This window comes from Candidatus Poriferisodalis sp. (genome assembly GCF_965262965.1).
Lineage (GTDB): Bacteria > Actinomycetota > Acidimicrobiia > Acidimicrobiales > Poriferisodalaceae > Poriferisodalis.
In genome coordinates, this window is record NZ_OZ253573.1 from 728,680 (window position 1) to 747,497 (window position 18,818).

Here is an 18,818-nt window from a genome sequence, read left to right on the forward strand (position 1 = left end):
CCCTCCGCCGGCTGAGACACGGGACACACCGCTGTAGAAGCCGCCGCCAGCCGAGATCCGGGCATGCACCGCTGTACAACCCGCCGCCGGCTAAACGCCGGCCGGGCGCGGGTCAGCTGTCGATCTGATCCGGCGTCACTGCCGCAGCATTCGCCGCACCGATCGCGTCGAAGTGCTCCCGCACTTGGGCGGGACGGTGAGCGCGCACATAGTCGGGCTTGTGGGAAAGCGCCAAGTCGAGCAGCTCGAGCCGGTCGGGCGTCTGCATCCACGGCACGGGTACGTACAGCGGCAGGCCGAATCGGCGCAATTTCCCCAGACCGCTGTAGACGGCCCGCTGGTACTGCGCCCGCTCGGGCCATTCCATGTCGTGAGGACCGAAGCCGACGCCGCAGTCGAGCAGCAATTCTTGCGCAACCCCGGCTCGTCGCAGGCGCTCGATGTGCTCGCCGAACCACTCCACCATGACCGCAACGGGATCCCCGCTCACGTCCCGAACACTGCGGAAGTCCCGTCCCAGCATGAACGGCAACACCACTGTGACCTCGCGTTCGGTCGCGAGCTCGATCATCTCGGGTGACTGCAGCGCTTCGCCAGCGTTCAACACAGCGGCACCGGCATCAAGTGCGCGACGTGCCACCTCGGGTTTGCGGGTGTCGATCGCCACCTCGGCACCGAGCGTCAGCAACCCCCGCAGCGGCCTTTCCACCCGCTGCCACTCGACAGCGGCGCTGACTTCGTTGCTGCCGTGCGTGGAGCCTTCACCGCCGAGGTCGAAGTAGTCGGCGCCCTGCGCCAACAGCTCCGCTCCGCGCGCCACCGCCTCGGAGAAGTCCCGCACCACCGAGAACTCGGCCTTCGAGTCCGGTGAGGTGTTGACCACGCCGAAGATCTCCACGGCCGCAACCTAGTCAGGGCGTCTGCGGTGCGTCCGAGACGGGCGTCGGAACCACCACAGGCCCGACCCGGTCGGTCCCTCAGGCGAGGTCAGGGTGCCGCAAGGCTTCGTCGGAGGGGCGCATAGCAATGGGGCGACCGACCTCTGGCGGCACCGGCATCTCCCGGTGCACAGCCCAGATCTCGCCGAGCCGTTCATACGGTTCATCAGCCATTGGACCCACCCGGTGCGTCGGCCCGTCGATGTGCAGCGACATAACCTCGCACGTGGCTGCAACGAAGTCGTCGGTTGTCTGGGTCATGACTTGGAAGGCATGAATGCGCTTGTGGTCATAGCCCAGCAGTTGGACGGTAATCACGTACGGCTCGTCGGGGCCGATCTCACGCACGTAAGCGATGTGATTCTGCGCTGAAAACGTGGTGATGTCTCGCACAGCCCGGTGCGCAGTGCCGAGACCGATGAAGTCCATCCACGGTGCAATGGCGTCATCAAAGACGACCAGGTAGTAACCGGCGTTGAGATGGCCGTTGTAGTCGATCCAGTCGCGCACCACAGTTCCGCTCATCACGTCAATCGGCGCTGCAGGAATCGGGTCAGTCGGCCGGGGGCTCTTCACACCGTTGCTCACGCTTCACTCCTTCTCGCCATCGGCTGGCACGCTGTTCAGGTCGGCCTCAGTGTTCTCATCGTGCACCGAAGTCGGCCGACTGGCGAGCTCAGTCCCGCTCCGCCGCCGCCGACGCTGCTGCAATGGTCCGGACACCCGCAATGGTTGCAAATCCGTTACCGCCAGCGTCGTCAGCGCCAACTCGAACCGGCCAAAACACTTCCGGCGGTGCCCCTTGCAGCGCTTCTGACTGCAGCCGCCTCATCGCAGCCACGAGCCGTTCGGGGCGCTCCCCCTTGGACGTTGCGCCAACAACCTGTGCGGGCATCTCCGCTGTCCGCGCAGTCGCGAGCGGGCTAGGCCGCGGCGGTGGAGAGGGCAAGCCGGCCGGCCCCATGTACGTCGGGAGAGGAAGCGGATGGCGTGTCATCGGCAGAAGAACCACAACTCCCACCGCCGCGATCACGCCCGAGATGGCGATCGGCAATCCGATACCGCCAGTTGCATCGGCGGTGAAACCCATCAAGGGCGGCCCGATGAGCGCTCCGGTACCGGAGCAGAAGAACAACATGCCCATGACCGTGCCGAGGCCCGCCAATCCGAACACGTGAGCGGTGACGTCGCCGAGCAGCGCCACGAAGCCGCCATAGGACACTCCGAGGACCGAAGCGAAGACAATCAGCAGGACGAACTTCGTCTCCAGTCCGCTCACTCGAGTCGTTGCGAACCAGATCGCGTACGCGACGGGCAGCCCGAAGAACGCGATCTTGAGCAGCCGGACCGAGCCCAGCGGTCGGGCAAGGCTCGTGAGCGCCATGCGCCCCACGATGCCCGAGAAGCCGATGATCGTGAACAGCGCCACCGCTGCTCGCGGCGGCAGGCCATCGTCTTGGGCGAAGGTAACCACCGAACCCAATGACCCGATGACCGCCACGGTGAAGAACACGCCCGAGGCCGACATCTGCCAGAAAGCAGCGGAACGCACCACCAAAGAGACGTGACGCTTCGCGTCGCCCATGTCCATCTTCGGCGGCCGCTTGATCATGAAGAGCGCTACGGCAAAGATTCCAGCTGCCACCACTGCGAGCGCCTTCATGCCGCCACGCCATCCATAGACCTCGAGCAGCCATTGGGCCAGCGGCACGAACAGCATCGTTCCCAGCCCTGAGCCGGTCGCCACGATGCCTTGAGCCACGGCGCGATGACGAACGAACCACATGGCCGTGAGTGCGAACAACGGTGCGTTGAACAGGCCGCCACCGAAACCCAGGCCGACACCGAACAGCACATATCCGTGCCACAACACCGATACCTGCGACATGGCGAAGAGTCCGCCGCAGAACATCGCTCCTCCGACGATGAGCAGCGGCGCGATGCCAAACCGGTCGTACAGGCGACCCGAGACCAGAGCGCTGCCGAAGAACAGAAACACTGTGATCCCGAACACAAGGCTGATCGGTCCGTGCCCGGTCCCGAACTCGTCCGCCATGCTCTTCGCGAACGCGTTGAAGCTGTAGATCGTCCCGAACGCCGCCATGACGCTGAGTGCCGCGCCGCAGGCCGTGACCCAGCCACGTGCCGAGTCGAGATGCGTTGGGCCGCTGGCCATCACCGTTGCGAGGCTACGGCGGCAGCGTCGGCTCTGCGGAAGGACTCCTCAAGCCTGCCGCGGGTGTCCGCGGGGCTCAGCGGGGTCGTCAGCCCAGACCCGAGACATCGCGGACCGCACCCTTGTCGGCGCTCACGGCCATGGCGGCATAGGCCCGCAGTGCTGTGCTCACCTGGCGTGGACGAGGCTTCGCTGGCTGCCAGCCAGCTGCATCCTGCTCTCCACGCCGCCGCTCCAGCTCGGCATCGTCGACGGCGAGGTTGATCGTGCGGTTCGGGATGTCGATCTCGATGGTGTCGCCGTCGTTCACGAGACCGATGAGCCCACCGGAGGCCGCCTCGGGCGAGACATGGCCGATCGACAAGCCCGAGGTTCCACCGGAGAAACGCCCGTCGGTCACCAGCGCGCACGCCTTGCCGAGGCCCTTCGACTTCAGGTACGACGTCGGGTAGAGCATCTCCTGCATACCGGGGCCGCCCCGGGGGCCTTCGTAGCGAACCAGGACGACATCACCGGCAACCACGCCGCCTTCCAGGATGTGCTCGACGGCCTCGTCCTGGCTCTCGACAACATGCGCGGGTCCAGAGAAGACCAGGCTGGCTTCGTCTACGCCGGCCGTCTTGACGACGCAGCCGTCGGGGGCGAGGTTCCCGTAGAGGATGGCCAGCCCGCCGTCGGCGGAATACGCGCAATCCACCGAGCGGATGCAGCCGCGCTCGCGGTCGGTGTCCAGGGTCCGGTAACGCTCGGATTGGCTGAACGCCACCTGAGTAGGAATGCCCGCAGGACCGGCACGGAAGAACTCGGACAGCTTGGGGTCGTCGTTGGTGGCGACGTCCCAGCGCGACATCGCCTCGAACATCGTCGGTGAGTGCACCGTGGGCACCTGATTGCTGATGAGCCCTGCCCGATTCAGCTCGGCCAAGATGCCCATGACGCCGCCCGCACGATGGACGTCTTCGACGTGAAAATACTCGGACGCAGGAGCCACCTTGCAGATGTTGGGCACCTTGCGAGACAACCGGTCGATGTCGGCCATCGTGAAGTCAAGTTCAGCCTCCTGCGCTGCGGCAAGCAGATGAAGGATCGTGTTGGTCGAGCCGCCCATAGCAATGTCGAGCGTCATCGCATTCTCGAAAGCCGCCATGCTGCCGATAGAGCGGGGCAAGACCGAGGCGTCGTCGTTCTGGTAATAGCGCCGACATAGGTCCACCACCAGCCGGCCAGCCTCCAAGAACAGCTCGCGCCGATCCGAATGAGTGGCCACGACGGTTCCGTTGCCTGGCAGGGACAGTCCCAGCGCCTCGGTCAGACAGTTCATCGAGTTGGCGGTGAACATGCCCGAGCACGAGCCGCAGGTCGGACAGCCAGCGCGCTCCATTTCGGCCACGTCTGCGTCGCTGAACGAGTCGTCGGCGGCCACGACCATCACGTTGATGAGATCCACCTTCTGTTCGGCAAGCTTCGTCTTGCCGGCCTCCATGGGCCCGCCCGACACGAACACCGTCGGGACGTTCAGGCGCATCGCCGCCATGAGCATGCCGGGGGTGATCTTGTCGCAGTTGCTGATGCACACCAGAGCGTCGGCGCAGTGCGCATTCACCATGTACTCCACCGAGTCAGCGATGAGATCTCGCGACGGCAGGCTGTAGAGCATCCCGTCGTGACCCATGGCGATGCCGTCGTCGACGGCGATGGTGTTGAACTCCTTGGCAACGCCGCCAGCGGCCTCGATTTCACGGGCAACAAGCTGGCCCATGTCCTTCAGGTGTACGTGGCCGGGCACGAACTGGGTGAACGAGTTCGAGATGGCGATGATCGGCTTGCCAAAGTCCTCGTCGGTCATGCCGGTCGCCCGCCACAACGCACGAGCCCCGGCTTGATTCCGGCCAGCGGTGGAGGTGACGGATCGGTAGCGCGGCATGGGATCAGCCTACGCCTGGGCTGCCTCATCTGAGGGCCCAGTAGCCTGCCCGACCTGATGGCCCCCGATGCCGCGGCCCCGCTGACTGACACGCTTCTCATCCGCGTGACCGGTCCCGACCGGCCCGGACATCACGATCGACCTGCTCGCCTACCGGGTTGGGATCATCTCGGGCGGCTTCACGCACTTCACCGACCATCTGGCCGAACGCTTCAAGTTCGATCACGCCTATGCGAACGAACTCGAGGTCCGCAACGGCAGACTCACCGGCGAGTTGGTCGGCGACATCGTGGACGCCGAAGCCAAGGCGCGGCTGCTAGGCTTGATCGCCTACATCGAAGGCTTGCCTCTGGAGCAGATCGTGGCCGTCAGCGAGGTGCAGCGCTCTCCAGATCGGCAATCGACCGCGTGCCCTGACAACTTCATCGCGCACAGGTAACTTCGGGGTCTGTGCAGGGCCGAGCCGAGCCCCATGTCAGCCGACGCGATCGGACCGATTCGCGGCAGCAGGCCCGAGCGGTCGCACCCTGCCCCCCATTCACGACGACAGGAGCGCGCTCATGGCTGAAGTGACGATCTATCACAACCCCCACTGAAACTCTTCGCGAAATGCCTTGGCGGTCGCCGAGGAAGCTGGAGTCGAAACCGACATCGTCCTGTACATGAAGACACCGCCCGACCGCGAGACGCTTGAGCACCTCGTGTCGATCCTTGAGGATCCCGTCGAAGACCTGGTGCGCAAGGACTCGCAGTTCAAGAAGCTGGGCCTGAACGCCGACGATTACGTCGGCAATCCCATGGCGGTCGTCGAGCTGCTGAGCCAGCGCAAAGCGCTCATGCAGCGCCCCGTCGTGGTATGCGGCGACCGGGCCATCGTCGGACGTCCGAAAGATCGCATCGCCGCACTGCTGGCTGGCTGAGACCCTCCGCTGATGACTGACGCCAGGGGCAGCCGCGCCGGTGAGACCGGTGTCGACCCCGCGACCGGTGGCCTCTGCACGCCGCTGTTCGAGTTGCACTCCGAGCTTGGCGGCCGGATGGCCAACTTTGGGGGTCATGCACTGCCGATGCGATTCGAGGGCACCATCGCCGAGCACAGTGCGACCCGCACTGCAGCGGGATTGTTCGACGTGAGCCACATGGGCATCATCGAACTGCACCCCAACCGCAGCGACGAGGTTGGCGACGTCGCGGCGTGGCTGGAACGTTGTGTTCCCGGCTCTGTCGTCAACCTGGCCCCGGGGCGCATGCGTTACACGCTGTTCACCACGTCCGCTGGCGGCGTGCTCGATGATCTCATCGTGTCCAACCACCGAAACCGGCTGCGCGCTGTGGTCAACGCCGTGCGCGCCGACGCCGATCTCGCGATGCTGCACGGCGTGAACGGTGGAGGCGACGACGGCGACGTACGCATCGCGGTGCGCCATGACCTGGCACTGCTGGCACTTCAGGGGCCCGCCGCGGTTGGAGTGCTCGCACGCTGGGCACCGCCGGCAGCCGAGCTCGCGTTCATGTCGACGGCCGCCATGTCGATCGACGGAGTCGAGTGCGAGGTGTCGCGCTGCGGGTATACCGGCGAAGACGGCTTTGAGATTGCCGTGCCCACCACCGAAGCGGTGTATGTGGCGCAGCTGCTGCTGAGCAGCGACGAGGTTTCCCCGGCAGGACTCGGCGCCCGCGACACACTGCGGCTCGAAGCGGGCCTTCCCTTGGTAGGCCACGAGCTCACCGAGGCGACGACACCTGCCGAGGCCGGTCTCGGTTGGTCTATTCCGAAACGGAGGCGCGCCGAAGGCGGCTTTCCCGGTTTCGAGACCATCACAGCCCAGCTGTGCGCGGGACCGCCGAGGCACAGGGTCGGCGTCGCGGCACAGGGCCGCCGGCCCATCCGCGACGGCGCTGTGCTGGCGGACGCCGACGGCGCGCATGTCGGCATCGTCACCAGCGGCGGCTTCGGACCCACCGTCGACGCGCCGATCGCCATGGCTTATGTGACCGCCGAACACGCTTGTGACGGCACCGAGTTGTTCGCCGAGGGCCGCAAGGGTCCCGAGCCATGCCGGATCGCCCCGCTGCCCTTTGTGGAGCATCGCTTCTGGCGACCGTCATGAACGACCCGCCGAACGAACACATGGTCCCAGGACATGAGTGACCCAAGACATGAGCGACACGTATGAGTGATTTCCAAGAGCACCTCGCAGGACCTGGGGAGTTCGAAACGCGGCACATCGGTCTGCGGCCCGATGACACCAGCGCCATGCTCAAGCGTCTCGGGTTCAGCTCGCTCGAAGAACTCGTCGATGCCGCGGTCCCTGCCGAGATCCGGCTGGACGAGCCGCTCGAGCTCGCCGGCCTGCAACGGCCGATGAGCGAGACCGAGGCACTTGCGGCAATCAAGCAGCTGGCCGAAGCCAACACGCCGGCGCGCTCGCTCATCGGGCTCGGCTACTACGGCACGCTCACCCCAGCGGTCATCCGGCGGGGCGTACTCGAGGATCCGTCGTGGTACACCGCGTACACGCCGTACCAGCCCGAGATCTCCCAAGGCCGGCTCGAGGCATTGCTGAACTACCAGACGATGATCTGCGACCTGATGGGCATGGAGATCGCGAACTCGTCGCTGCTGTGTGAAGGCACCGCCGCCGCTGAGGCGATGGCTATGGCGCGTCGGATAACGCGCAGCGGACCCGATCGCTTCTTCGTCGACGCCGATTGCCACCCGCAGGTGATTGATGTGGTTGCGAAGCGCGCCGTGCCCCTCGGGATCGACATCTGCATCGGAGATCCCGGCACCGACCTTCAACCAACGGAGGTCTACGGAGCACTGCTGTCCTATCCCGGCACCAGCGGTGCCGTCCGCAACCTTGAACCTGTGATTGAAGCCCTGCACGGCACGGGGGGCATTGCGACGGTCACCGCCGACCTGCTGGCGTGCTGCGCGCTGCGGCCGCCCGGCGAGCAGGGCGCCGACATCGTCGTGGGCAGCTCGCAGCGATTCGGCGTTCCGCTGGGATTCGGCGGACCGCACGCGGCATTCCTTGCGACCAGCGAGAAGCATCGGCGCTCCATGCCCGGGAGGCTCGTCGGCGTCTCGCGCGATGCCGCCGGCCGGCCCGCGTACCGGCTGGCGCTGCAGACCCGTGAGCAGCACATCCGGCGTGAGAAGGCCACCAGCAACATCTGCACCGCACAGGTGCTGCTTGCCGTCATGGCGTCGATGTACGCCGTCTGGCATGGCCCCGAAGGTCTTGTCGCTATCGCAGAGCGGGTACACGGGTTGACTGCCGGGCTCGCTGCGGGCCTTCGCAGCAGCGGCCTGCACGTGCGCACCACATCGTTCTTCGACACGCTGACCGTGGAAGTCCCCGGCGGAGCCGACCGGGTGCTGGCCGCCGCCGCGGACACGGGCATCAACCTTCGGCGCGTCGACGACGACACGGTGGGCGTGTCGCTCGACGAGACCTGCGACGACGCGACGGTGGTTGACGTGCTCACAGCGTTCGGCGTTGCTGGGGCGACCGAAGCCCGCTGCGGTGCGTTCGTCGCTGCACCAGCAGCGACGGCTCCCTCGGGCATTGCATCGGAGCTCAAGCGCACGACCGAGTTCCTCACACACCCCACATTCGGCGCGTACCGCTCCGAAACCGAGATGATGCGCTACCTGCGGCGTCTGGCCTCCTACGACGTAGCCCTCGATCGTTCGATGATCCCACTGGGCAGCTGCACCATGAAGCTGAACGCCGCGGCCGAAATGACCCCGGTTACCTGGCCGGAGTTCGCGGAGATCCACCCGTTTGCGCCGGCAGACCAGTCGGCGGGTTACCGACGGCTCATCGCCGACCTCGAAGCGTGGCTTGCTGAGATCACCGGCTATGACGCCGTGTCGCTGCAACCCAACGCAGGCTCGCAGGGCGAGCTGGCTGGTCTGCTGGCAATCCGCCGCTACCACGACGACCGGGGCGATGCGCACCGGACCGTGTGCCTCATTCCCTCATCCGCGCACGGCACGAACGCTGCCTCGGCGGTGATGGCAGGCATGCGGGTGGTCGTAGTGGGCTGCACCGACGACGGCGACGTGGATCTCGAAGACCTCGACGCCAAGATTGTCGAGCACGGCGAGCAGCTGGCAGCCTTCATGGTCACCTACCCGTCCACGCACGGCGTGTACGAGGACGGCATCCGGCAGGTTTGCCTCAAGGTGCACGAAGCGGGTGGGCAGGTGTATGTCGACGGCGCCAACCTCAACGCGCTCGTCGGCTTGGCGGCACCCGGCGCGTTCGGTGCCGACGTCAGCCACCTGAACCTGCACAAGACGTTCTGCATTCCTCACGGCGGCGGGGGTCCAGGCATCGGTCCGGTCGCGGCCCGGCTGCACTTGGCGAAGTACCTGCCGAATCATCCCTTGGAGCCAGCTGCCGGCCCTGACACCGGTCTTGGTGCGATCTCGTCTGCCCCGTGGGGATCGGCGGGCATCCTGCCGATCCCTTGGATGTACATCGCGATGATGGGAGTCGAGGGACTGACCCGAGCCACTCAGACGGCGATCCTGTCTGCCAACTACTTGGCGTCCCGCCTTGGCGAGCACTTCCCGATCCTGTACCAAGGCCGCTACGGCCTGGTCGCCCATGAGTGCATCGTGGACCTGCGGCCGTTCTCGGAGTGGGCGAGCGTCGATGACGTAGCCAAGCGGCTCATCGATTTCGGCTTCCACGCCCCGACCATGTCGTTCCCGGTCGCCGGGACGCTCATGATCGAACCGACCGAGAGCGAGTCGCTGGCGGAGATCGACCGGTTCTGCGACGCCATGGCGACGATCCGGGCCGAGATTGACAAGATCGCCTCGGGCGAATGGCCAGCCGACGACAACCCGCTCGCGAATGCGCCGCACACGGCAATCGATGTGCTGGCCGACGAATGGGACCATCCGTATTCCCGCACCGAGGCGGTCTATCCGGCGGGCACCAACGTGGCATCGCTGGTCGCAGACAAGTACTGGCCACCGGTCAGCCGTGTCGACGGCGCCTACGGGGACCGCAACCTCATGTGCGCCTGCCCCGACCCTCGCGCCTTCGAGACCGACTAGTGCTGTGTCCGTAAACGTTCGTCGGGTTGGTGTCGGCGTGGTGGGGTGTGGTTTGTGGTTTGGTCGGGGGTATGAGTGAGTGTGTTCGGGTCTGTCGGTTGGCCCGTGAACAAGGCCGGGCGTTGCGGCGGTTCGTGCGTCGCGGTGCCGGCAAGTCGTCGGGGTCTTATGTGCGGTGGCGGTGTGGGGTGGTGGTCCTTGCGTCGGCGGGCGGGAACTCGGTGGCGGTGGTCGCGCAGTTGGCGGCGGCGTCGCCTGATCGGGTGCGCGAGATGGTCCACAGGTTCGACGAGTCGGGGATGGCGTTGTTGGACCCTTTGTGGGCGGGTGGCTGTCCCCGCCGTATCACGACTGGCGATGATGCGTTCATCGTGGAGACGGCCCGCACCCGCCCAAAGAAGCTGGGCCAGCCGTTCACGCGGTGCAGCGTCCGCAAGCTGGCGGCGTGTCTGGCGGACAACCCGACCCGGGTGGTGCGCGTCGGTCGGCAGCGGTTGCACGGGATCCTCTCCGAACCATCCGCGCCCGGCGCCCTGACGGCGGCTGGGTCTATGTGATCCTGGACGACCTGTCCGCCCACAACCGCACCGACATCGCCAGATGGGCCAAGCGCAACAACGTCGAGCTGTGCTTCACACCGACCTACAGCTCATGGGCGAACCCCATCGAAGCGCACTTCGGGCCGCTGCGCGAGTTCGTGCTCAACAACTCCGACCACCCCGACCACACCGTGCTCACCCGCGCGCTGCACGCCTGCCTGCGCTGGCGCAACGCCAACAAACGCTCACCCGAACTGCTCGCAGCCCAACGACGCGAACGAGCCAGAACCCGCGCCGAAAAACAACACCGCTGGGGCAGACCCACCAAAGCAGCCGCATGACCAAAGCGCGCAAACGTTTACGGACACAGCACTAGCGACGCGCCTCATGTGTCTTTGTCCGCAATAGTCGTGGCGCTTGCGGCTCAATTCGTAGCGGCGGCGGCGGCCTGAGCGCTGCGGGCGCGTGCAGCGGCGCGGCGTCGGCGGCGAATGATTCGTACGCGTTCTGCGGCCGTCTGTCCACCCCAGACGCCCTCCTTCTCCCGCACCGTGATCGCGTACTCCAGGCAATCGCCCGACACAGCGCACGCCGCGCAGACCGACTTTGCCTCGAAAGCCGCTTCGTCATCCTCAGACGGATAGAAGATGGCCGCCTCGAGACCCTTGCAGGCGGCATGCCGCTGCCAGTCGAGGAGGCTGCCGACAAGATCGACGTGAGGAGCCGCCACGCCGCGCAACGGTGTTGGTGCAGTGATGATTGGCATCTCCGCGCAATCTTGCGCATGTCGCCCGCGTTGTCAAGACCTTATTGAGCGTTCAGCAAATATGCCGAACATTCGTTTGTCACCCGAACAACTCATGACGATTGATCGGCGGCAGTGGCGGATCTGGGGCTGTCGCAGTGTCACATCATCGGCCAAACTCGCACAATGGCCGAGAAAATCGCTCTGTCATGCGCTCGGGACGGTTGACAGATGAAGAGTCTCCTGTATGTGTTCGGTCGTTCTGTCGAGCGGAGAGCCATTGTTTCCGGTGCACTCGTGTCACTTGCTGCAGCAGTCGGAATCGGCGTCGTCGCGGGCAGCCTGATCGACGAGCAGACCAAAGGGGCCTACATCGTCAATGGTCTGCTGTTCGCGGGTCTGATGGCGGGTGGCGCCATCGCCGCAGCCAAATCGCGACAGAACCCGCTGCTGGCGGCCACATTGACGTCGGGTCCAGTCATGGTTCTGGCGGTCATCGTGCAGCTCATCCGCCGCTTCGGTGCTGGAGAGGCCGTCGCTCCGTTGGGCCTTCCGCTCGTCATGGCGCTGTCTGTATCGCTCGCGACGCTCGGGGGTCTCGTCGGCATTCGGCTGGGGCGGCGTCGGCAGTCATTGCTGGATCCAACCGAGCGCCCCGACACCTCGCTCGGCCTTTGAGGACAACTGAGTACTGCCAGCGTGGACTCGGCAGTACCCTCAGGGACGCGGTGAGTCGGCCGGGTGGCCGCGGCCCGCGACTCCGCCACAAGCGGGGTGTCGGGTCGAGGAAGGTCGGGACTCCACAGGGCAGGAAGCTGGCTCGCAACCAGGCGCCGCGAGGCGACGGAAAGTGCAACAGAGAGCAGACCGCCGATGGGCTGGGCCTTGTGCCCGGCCACAGGCAAGGGTGAAACGGTGCGGTAAGAGCGCACCATCGTCGGGGGCGACCTCGACGGATCGGCAAACCCCTCCCGGAGCAAGGCCAAGCAGGGATCGGACGGCCCGTTCGATGATCCCGGGTCGGCCGCTGAGATGGATGGCCACCCCGCCGACGTCAGTCGACGGACAGAATCCCGCCTACAGGCCGACTCACCGCACCGCAGACATAGGGTTCCGATTCGGGGCGCCCAAGCTCAGATGCCCAGGCTCAGGCACCTATGTCAAACGCTGCCGAGATGCGAGACATCGTTGAACGCGCTCAACATCACTCGCTCGCCTCGGACCTCGATCTTGGTGATCTGAGCCTGGGCGACGTGCAGGTGCCAGGAGATCTCATCGTCGACATCGAGCACCCATCGCACCGCAGCCTTGATGGGCGACACATGCGTGAACACGGCGATGTTCATCTCCGAAGCCTCGGCTGCGGCCGCTTCACAGGCCTGCGCGACCCGGATGTTCAGCTCGGCCAACGACTCTCCGCCCGGCGGCGCGAAGCTTGCATCACTTCGCCAATGACGCCACGCCTCGGCGCCGACCTCCGAGATCGGCCTCGCCTCCCACTCGCCGTAGTCGAGCTCTGACCATCGCTCGTCGATCATCACCTCGATACCCACAAGCTCGGCTGACGCGGCGGCCGTTTGCATCGCGCGCGGCAGCGGCGAGGAGATGATGCGGTCGAGGCCGCCGTCCAACTGCGCAAGTGCTGCGGCGATGTCCGCTGCCTGCCGCTCCCCGACCTCGTCGAGCCGGTTGTCACTGCGTCCCTGCAACAGATGCGACGCGTTGGCCTGCGTGCGGCCGTGCCGAGCCAGTATCAGCATCTCGAATTCCCCGGATCTGCACGACGCGGACCGCGATTGACGACCCGGTCGATCCTTCCCGTTCGCCAGAACTCGGCTCGTGCCGCAGCATCGCGCGCGAGGCCGGACGTTCGCCATATCCACCAGCAGCCAGCAAGTCCCACGAGCTCGAGCACCGCAATTGCCCACAGCGGTCGTACCAACAGCGGCAGCCCCGTATCGGACGCGCTGCCGGCGAAGGGCCACCACAACAGTGCCGGTTGTGTCCAGGCACCATCGAATACTTGATGCCAGAACACCCCGATCGGCACTGCCAGCCATCGGCGCCGCGCATGTCGCCGACCGATCGTGATCGCCATCACGGCGATGAGGATGCACACAGGCCCCAACAGCGAATGCACCACGGGTGCGCCCCCGCTGAGGAGATAGACCACGTCCGGCGCGAGTGCGCCTGCAACAACCAGCCGATGATCGATTGCAGAGTCACCGAAAAACCAGCGCATCGCAAGCAGCGATGTTCCGACAAACCACAGCACCATCAGATTGCTCGCAGAAACATCGCGTCAGCGAACGAGCAGGGCACCGCACTGCGGGCAGTCGACAACTTCGTCTCTGTCGAGACGGGAGATACGGTCGCGGTCCACGGCCGGGATCTCCAGATGGCATGCGCTGCAGGTCAGCCCGACCAGCCGACCGACCGCCAGCTCTCCCCGGGCTGCGATGCGGCGCTCGTCGTACAGCGCGATCAGTTCTGCGGGGACCGAAGCGACCAGCTCAGCTCGCGCGCCCAGCACTTCGTCGCGTTCTTCGGCGGCGTGCGATATGGCCTGCGCGATGCGGGTCTCGGTGTCGTCGTGCCGACGGGCTGCATCCTCGGCGCGCTCGGCGAGCTCTGTGCGGGATTCCGAGAGCGGCTCGATCTGTTCCATCAGCTCCAGGATCACGTCCTCGATCTGGATCTGCCGGCGTTCGAGCGCCGCTGCCTCTGCCGTGAGGGCTTCCGCTTCCTTCGGTGACGTCAGATGGCTGTCATACAGGCGTTGTGAATTGTGGGAGCGTCGGGCTTCGACGAGCGCAACTTCGTCTTCGTGTGCACGCTGCTTGCGCTCCAAGGCGGTTATCTCGGCATCGAGCTCGCGCCCTCTGCGGACCACCGCAGCCATCTCCCGCACGACATCATCGAGTATCTGGCGTTCCGGCAGGTGCTCGATGCGGTGCACAATCTGGCTGAGACGTATGTCGAGGTCCTGGATCGAGGCGAGGACCTCGAGCCGGCTGGCTGAGGCGCCCAGCGGCGTTGTTGCATCGGTCACCGGCTCATGAAGTTCTGGCGTCATCGTCGTGCGGGGGACGAGAAAGCGTCGGGTGCCATCAGGCGTCGTCCTCTTCGGATAAGGCCTCGTCCGGATCGGAGTCAGCTTGTCCCGAAGTATCCCCCACGGGTTCAGGCGCGCGCGCCTCAAGCTCGGCGCGGACCTCGGTGCAACGGATCCACTCGAAGCGGGACTCCCCGCTGACTGCCGATATCGCAACTTTGCACAGTGCATCCGGCAGCGGTTCGAATTCGTTGTCGGCGGTCGGTCGCACCATGCTGCACGGCAGGTCAAATTCCAGCGGCGGCTCGTTCGGCGACACGGCGACCCCGATCGAGCAGGTGTCCCCCGACAAGAACAGGTACTGCGGTGCACGCGGTGGGGGTGGCTGAGAGGGGAAGTCGCGCAGTTCGGCGCCTCGGAGCGCACGGTGCATGAACGCTGACCAGATGCGGGCGGGCACCCAGCCGCCGGTGCCGCTCCGTCCCTGGATGTCAGTCATCGGCACCTGCTCATCGGGATGCCCCATCCACACAGCGGTTGCCATGTGCGGTGTGAAGCCCACGAACCATGCGTCGTGAAACGATTGCGTCGTGCCGGTCTTGCCGGCTGCAACCTGCCCGCCGGCCAGTTGAGCCCGGGTTCCCGTGCCTGACTCCACGTTCGCTTGGAGCACCGACGTCACCCAGTCCGCGGTCTGCGGCGATACCACGCGGCGCCCGTGCGGGACGTGTTCGTAGAGCACCTCGCCGAAGTTGTTCTCGATCCGAGTGACGTAGTACGGCTCCATGCGCACACCACGATTGGCGAAAGTGCCGTAGCCAACGGCATGCTCGAGCGGCGTGACCTCTTGGGCTCCCAGTGATATGGACGGAAACGGTTTGAATCCGTCTTGATCGGTGCGACCGATCAATCGATCTGTCATCCCGACGACCTCGTCAAGGCCGGTGATCAGGCCGAGCCGCACGAATGCACAGTTGGAGCTCGCCAGCGTCTGATCTTCGATTGTGGCGACTCGGCCAGCACTGTTGGCGAAGTTGGCGACCTTGTAGTCGGGAAGCGGGGGGTTCGGGAAGGTGCACGGCCCCTGCCCGCTGAGAGTGTCGAACGGGAAGAACGACGCCCGCTCGATGGCCGTTGCGAGAACGTACGTCTTGAACGACGAACCCGGCTGGCGGCGACCCTGCGTCGCGAGATTGAACTCGGAGTCGCTGAATGCCGGTCCGCCGATGAACGACAGCACTGCCCCCGTGGTGGGATCGACGCTGACGATCGACACTTCGAATTCGCCGGTGCCCTCGGGCAGCACCTCGTCGACAGCGGCTCTCATGGACGACTGCAGATCGGGGCGCAACGTCGTCCAGACACGCAGGCCGCCGCCGAAGACCTGACTGAAACGAGCCTGATACGTGTCACCGAGTGCCGGGTTTGCCAACAGCGCCCGCCGGACTTCGACCAAGAAGTAGTCACGGCGAAGCGCGAGATCGGTACGACGCGGCGAGAGATTCCGGCTCGGCAACGGACGTTGTTCAAACGCAGACTGCTGAGCCTCGGTGATGATCCCTGCGTCGACAGCCTGCTGTAACGACTGGCTGCGTCGCCGGTTCATGGTCTCGATGTTCTGATCGAAGCCGTCAAACAAGCCCGGACTGCGAATGAGGCTCGCAAGGAAGGCGGTATCACCGACGTCGAGGGCACCCACGTCCTTGCCGAAATACGTCTCCGCAGCGGCCTGCAGACCGTAGGCACCGTTCCCCAGATACACCTCGTTCACATAGAACTCGAGGATTTCCTCCTTCGTGAAATCTTCCTCTAAACGGGCAGCGATGACCGCTTCACGAATCTTTCGATTAAAGCTCCGCTCGCTGCCGACCACGCGCAGTTTGACGATCTGTTGCGTGATCGTGGAGCCTCCCGACGCGATCCCGCCGACAGAGACGTTCGAGACCAGCGCCCGCGCGGTGGCACGAAAGTCCACACCGTTGTGCAGCCAGAACTTGCTGTCCTCGACTGCGATGATTGTCTCAAGGACATCGTCAGGGACCTCGTCGATCGTGATGATCTCGCGGTCGACCTCGTTCACCAGGATCCCGATGGGATTGCCCGCCGAGTCGAATACCTGAGTGCGCTGCGCCCCGGGGCGCAGGTCGATGAGGATGTGGTCCCGATCGCGTTCGACGGCCTCAAGCGTGCCGGCAACGTGCGGAGCCGACGCATGAGCGGCGACCGTTACCAGCGCTGCACAGACGCCGATCATCAACACGAGCAGAGGCAGTCGGGCGATTCGGCGGGCGAAATCCACAGATAAACTGCAAGGTACCGGTCCGCTCGGGGGCTGCTTGCGCGACGCCTGCTGGCCTCGGGCCATCACACTGGTGCCATGACCCACCGAGGTGCGGGCAGCCGAACCAATGAAGAAGCGACGCTCGACGCGACGCGCGTGTGGATCGTGGACGGCGCGCCGCACGCCCCACGCCGGATTCCGCCAGATGAGCCGACGTGCGTGATAGCGGTTGATCGAGGCTTGGTGCACGCGCTTCGGCTCGGCTTGCGTCCTCATGCCGCAGTAGGCGACTTCGACTCTGTGAGCTCGGTTGTGCTCGCACGTTGTCGCCGGCAGTGGCCCGATGTCATCATCCGCCGGCATCCCGCCGACAAAGCCCAGAGCGACCTCGATCTGGCGCTGAGCTTTGCGTGGGGGCTCGACCCGATGTCGATAGCGATCGTCAGCGGAGGCGGAGGGCGTCTCGACCATCTCTTGAGTGGGATCTCGATGCTGGGTCGCCCGCGCTATGCCGCCCTGCCGATCACCGCCTACGTCGGCGACAGCGTCGTGCGCACAGCGACCGTGGGGATGGAATTGCCGCTCGACGTGACCGACGGCAACCTGTTGACCCTGCTGGCGATTGGGGGGAGCGCGAGGTTGCTGACGACCGGGCTCCGCTGGAACTTGACGCCGACGGTTTCGCTTCGGAGCGCCGCGACGCTCGGGCTCAGCAACGAGCTCACTGGCCCAACGGCGGGTCTCGTGATCTGTGCGGGCAGCATCCTGGCCATTCAGACTCATGGCGACTCGCTTGGCTGAGTCTGCCGCTCGGGGCGGCGACGGTGTTGTTCGGCGTTCCAAGCCAGCAGCGCGGCTGGCAGTCATTGCTGCGGGCATCGCTGCGGTCGGCGCCGTCGTGCTGGCAGCCTGCGGTACTGCGGACCGTGGCACCGCAGCCGTACGGATCCTGACTCATCGCGACTTCCACCTGCCCGCCGTCGCGATGGAAGCCTTCACCGAGAGCACCGGCATCGAAGTTGTGGTGTTCCGCGAGGACACACCCGGCGACGTGATCGACTTAATGGAGCGCAGCCGGGCTCATCCCGTCGCCGATGTGGTCATCGGTGTCGACACGCTCGATCTGCAGCACGTCATCGACAGTGGGCTGGTCGAACCGTACGTCCCGCTCGCGCCTGGGCCGCTCGTCGAAGGTCTGGCCACGGACGATCACTCAATGACGCCCGTCAGTTACATCGATGCGTGCCTCATCTATCTGCCATCGTTCTACGTGGTTCCACAACGACGCATCGATGAGCTTCCCGAAGCCGCGACCATGCCTCCGCCATTGCCGCAAGGCATCGATGATTTGGTAGATCCGGCCCATTCAGGAACCGTGGTCGTCGCGGACCCTGCGTCGAGCCGGATGGGCATGTATTTCCTCGTGACCCTTGAGCGGCTCCACCCTTCCCGGATTGCCGAGGGCACACCCTGGCCGCAGGTGCTCGATGAGATGCTTCGATGGGGCGTTGAGCTTGCGCCGACCTGGGAACACGCGGTGTTCGAGCGGTTTGCCGGCGGAGGACCCCCTCCGCAGCGGCCGATCAGCGAGGGCGATCCCGATCCGGTGACGCTCGAATCGCTGGCGGGCCGCATGCCGATGACCTGGGGCACTGCGGGCATGCCGTCGGTGTACGCCCAATACCAACCAGGCTTGCCCGAATCGCTCGACGTCGGCGTCGCGCCAAATGACTGCGTTCGCATTGCCTTCTACGCCGGCGTCGTGGCCGGTGCACAGAACCAGTCGCTCGGAGGCCGCTTCATCGACGCTGTCGGCCAGCCGCTGTTCCAATTCGGCATCGCTGACCGCTTCGGTTCGCGACCGGCGCGCAACGACATCGTCGCCAGCCCCGAATGGAATTCCTTCGGGGCCGATGTCGTGCCATACCGGCCGGATCCGGCCTACGTCGGCGCCAACTGGAAGCAATGGCAGCTGACCTGGAGCCAAGTCGTGCGCAACTTCGCGACCGGCCCGCCGCCGCCTGAACCAGAGGTCACCGTGACGCTGCCGTCGAGCTGACTGCTGGCTGCGGCCAGT

15 protein-coding genes, 1 other RNA gene and 2 pseudogenes are annotated in these 18,818 nt (G+C 65.5%); 9 read left to right on the plus strand and 9 right to left on the minus strand.

Annotation, left to right across the window (positions count from 1 at the left end):
* Window positions 1–112: 112 nt before the first annotated feature.
* The 4 genes from ACQY5K_RS03405 to ilvD all read right to left on the minus strand — a co-directional run bounded on the left by ACQY5K_RS03405 (window position 113) and on the right by ilvD (window position 5,038).
* The gene (locus ACQY5K_RS03405; RefSeq protein WP_428120072.1) at window positions 113–898 is read right to left on the minus strand and encodes a dihydropteroate synthase; all 786 of its coding nucleotides are present in this window, start codon (window positions 896–898) and stop codon (window positions 113–115) included.
* Between the two features lie 79 nt (window positions 899–977).
* The gene (locus ACQY5K_RS03410; RefSeq protein WP_428120074.1) at window positions 978–1,526 is read right to left on the minus strand and encodes a thioesterase family protein; all 549 of its coding nucleotides are present in this window, start codon (window positions 1,524–1,526) and stop codon (window positions 978–980) included.
* Between the two features lie 88 nt (window positions 1,527–1,614).
* A complete protein-coding gene (locus ACQY5K_RS03415; protein ID WP_428120076.1) occupies window positions 1,615–3,114 on the minus strand; it encodes an MFS transporter in 1,500 nt (499 codons plus the stop codon).
* 88 nt (window positions 3,115–3,202) lie between these two features.
* A complete protein-coding gene (gene ilvD / locus ACQY5K_RS03420) occupies window positions 3,203–5,038 on the minus strand; it encodes a dihydroxy-acid dehydratase (protein ID WP_428120078.1) in 1,836 nt (611 codons plus the stop codon).
* A gap of 163 nt (window positions 5,039–5,201) precedes the next feature.
* Between ilvD and ACQY5K_RS03425 the strand changes: the two genes are divergently transcribed.
* The 5 genes and pseudogenes from ACQY5K_RS03425 to ACQY5K_RS03445 all read left to right on the plus strand — a co-directional run bounded on the left by ACQY5K_RS03425 (window position 5,202) and on the right by ACQY5K_RS03445 (window position 11,001).
* On the plus strand, window positions 5,202–5,477 hold the full coding sequence (locus ACQY5K_RS03425) for a haloacid dehalogenase-like hydrolase (protein ID WP_428122846.1): 276 nt from the start codon (window positions 5,202–5,204) through the stop codon (window positions 5,475–5,477).
* Between the two features lie 172 nt (window positions 5,478–5,649).
* Window positions 5,650–5,958 (plus strand): annotated as a pseudogene (locus ACQY5K_RS03430) (ArsC/Spx/MgsR family protein); the annotation flags it as partial.
* 12 nt (window positions 5,959–5,970) lie between these two features.
* Window positions 5,971–7,149: a glycine cleavage system aminomethyltransferase GcvT gene (gene gcvT / locus ACQY5K_RS03435; protein WP_428120080.1), complete on the plus strand. Its 1,179-nt coding sequence runs from the start codon at window positions 5,971–5,973 to the stop codon at window positions 7,147–7,149.
* 62 nt (window positions 7,150–7,211) lie between these two features.
* A complete protein-coding gene (gcvP, locus tag ACQY5K_RS03440; RefSeq protein ID WP_428120082.1) occupies window positions 7,212–10,121 on the plus strand; it encodes an aminomethyl-transferring glycine dehydrogenase in 2,910 nt (969 codons plus the stop codon).
* 71 nt (window positions 10,122–10,192) lie between these two features.
* A pseudogene (locus tag ACQY5K_RS03445) lies at window positions 10,193–11,001 on the plus strand (transposase).
* Between the two features lie 83 nt (window positions 11,002–11,084).
* Here ACQY5K_RS03445 and ACQY5K_RS03450 read toward each other — a convergent pair.
* The gene (locus ACQY5K_RS03450; RefSeq protein ID WP_419920913.1) at window positions 11,085–11,426 is read right to left on the minus strand and encodes a WhiB family transcriptional regulator; all 342 of its coding nucleotides are present in this window, start codon (window positions 11,424–11,426) and stop codon (window positions 11,085–11,087) included.
* 210 nt (window positions 11,427–11,636) lie between these two features.
* On the opposite strand from ACQY5K_RS03450, the gene ACQY5K_RS03455 reads away from it, so the two are divergent.
* Both ACQY5K_RS03455 and rnpB read left to right on the plus strand, forming a co-directional pair.
* Entirely contained in the window at window positions 11,637–12,083 is a 447-nt protein-coding gene (locus ACQY5K_RS03455; protein ID WP_428120085.1) for a hypothetical protein, read from the plus strand.
* Between the two features lie 51 nt (window positions 12,084–12,134).
* Window positions 12,135–12,501, plus strand: an RNA gene (rnpB, locus tag ACQY5K_RS03460) — RNase P RNA component class A.
* 64 nt (window positions 12,502–12,565) lie between these two features.
* Here the strand turns inward: rnpB and ACQY5K_RS03465 are convergent.
* Genes ACQY5K_RS03465 through ACQY5K_RS03480 form a run of 4 tightly spaced genes read right to left on the minus strand, consistent with a single transcriptional unit; the run spans window position 12,566 to window position 17,017 of the window.
* Window positions 12,566–13,165 (minus strand): histidine phosphatase family protein, encoded by a 600-nt coding sequence (locus tag ACQY5K_RS03465; protein WP_428120087.1) that lies wholly within the window; start codon window positions 13,163–13,165, stop codon window positions 12,566–12,568.
* Entirely contained in the window at window positions 13,159–13,683 is a 525-nt protein-coding gene (locus ACQY5K_RS03470) for a hypothetical protein (protein ID WP_428120088.1), read from the minus strand. Before ACQY5K_RS03470 ends, ACQY5K_RS03465 begins: the two co-directional genes overlap by 7 nt.
* Window positions 13,684–13,707: 24 nt before the next feature.
* Window positions 13,708–14,457 carry a zinc ribbon domain-containing protein gene (locus ACQY5K_RS03475; protein ID WP_428120089.1) on the minus strand — a complete coding sequence of 250 codons (750 nt, stop codon included), beginning with the start codon at window positions 14,455–14,457 and terminating at the stop codon, window positions 13,708–13,710.
* Between the two features lie 58 nt (window positions 14,458–14,515).
* A complete protein-coding gene (locus ACQY5K_RS03480; protein WP_428120090.1) occupies window positions 14,516–17,017 on the minus strand; it encodes a transglycosylase domain-containing protein in 2,502 nt (833 codons plus the stop codon).
* Between ACQY5K_RS03480 and ACQY5K_RS03485 the strand changes: the two genes are divergently transcribed.
* On the plus strand, window positions 16,985–17,542 hold the full coding sequence (locus ACQY5K_RS03485; protein WP_428120091.1) for a thiamine diphosphokinase: 558 nt from the start codon (window positions 16,985–16,987) through the stop codon (window positions 17,540–17,542). The two genes, ACQY5K_RS03480 and ACQY5K_RS03485, sit on opposite strands and share 33 nt — an antisense overlap.
* Entirely contained in the window at window positions 17,523–18,800 is a 1,278-nt protein-coding gene (locus ACQY5K_RS03490; RefSeq protein ID WP_428120092.1) for an extracellular solute-binding protein, read from the plus strand. The genes ACQY5K_RS03485 and ACQY5K_RS03490 overlap by 20 nt, the downstream gene beginning before the upstream one ends.
* The last annotated feature ends 18 nt before the right edge of the window (window positions 18,801–18,818 follow it).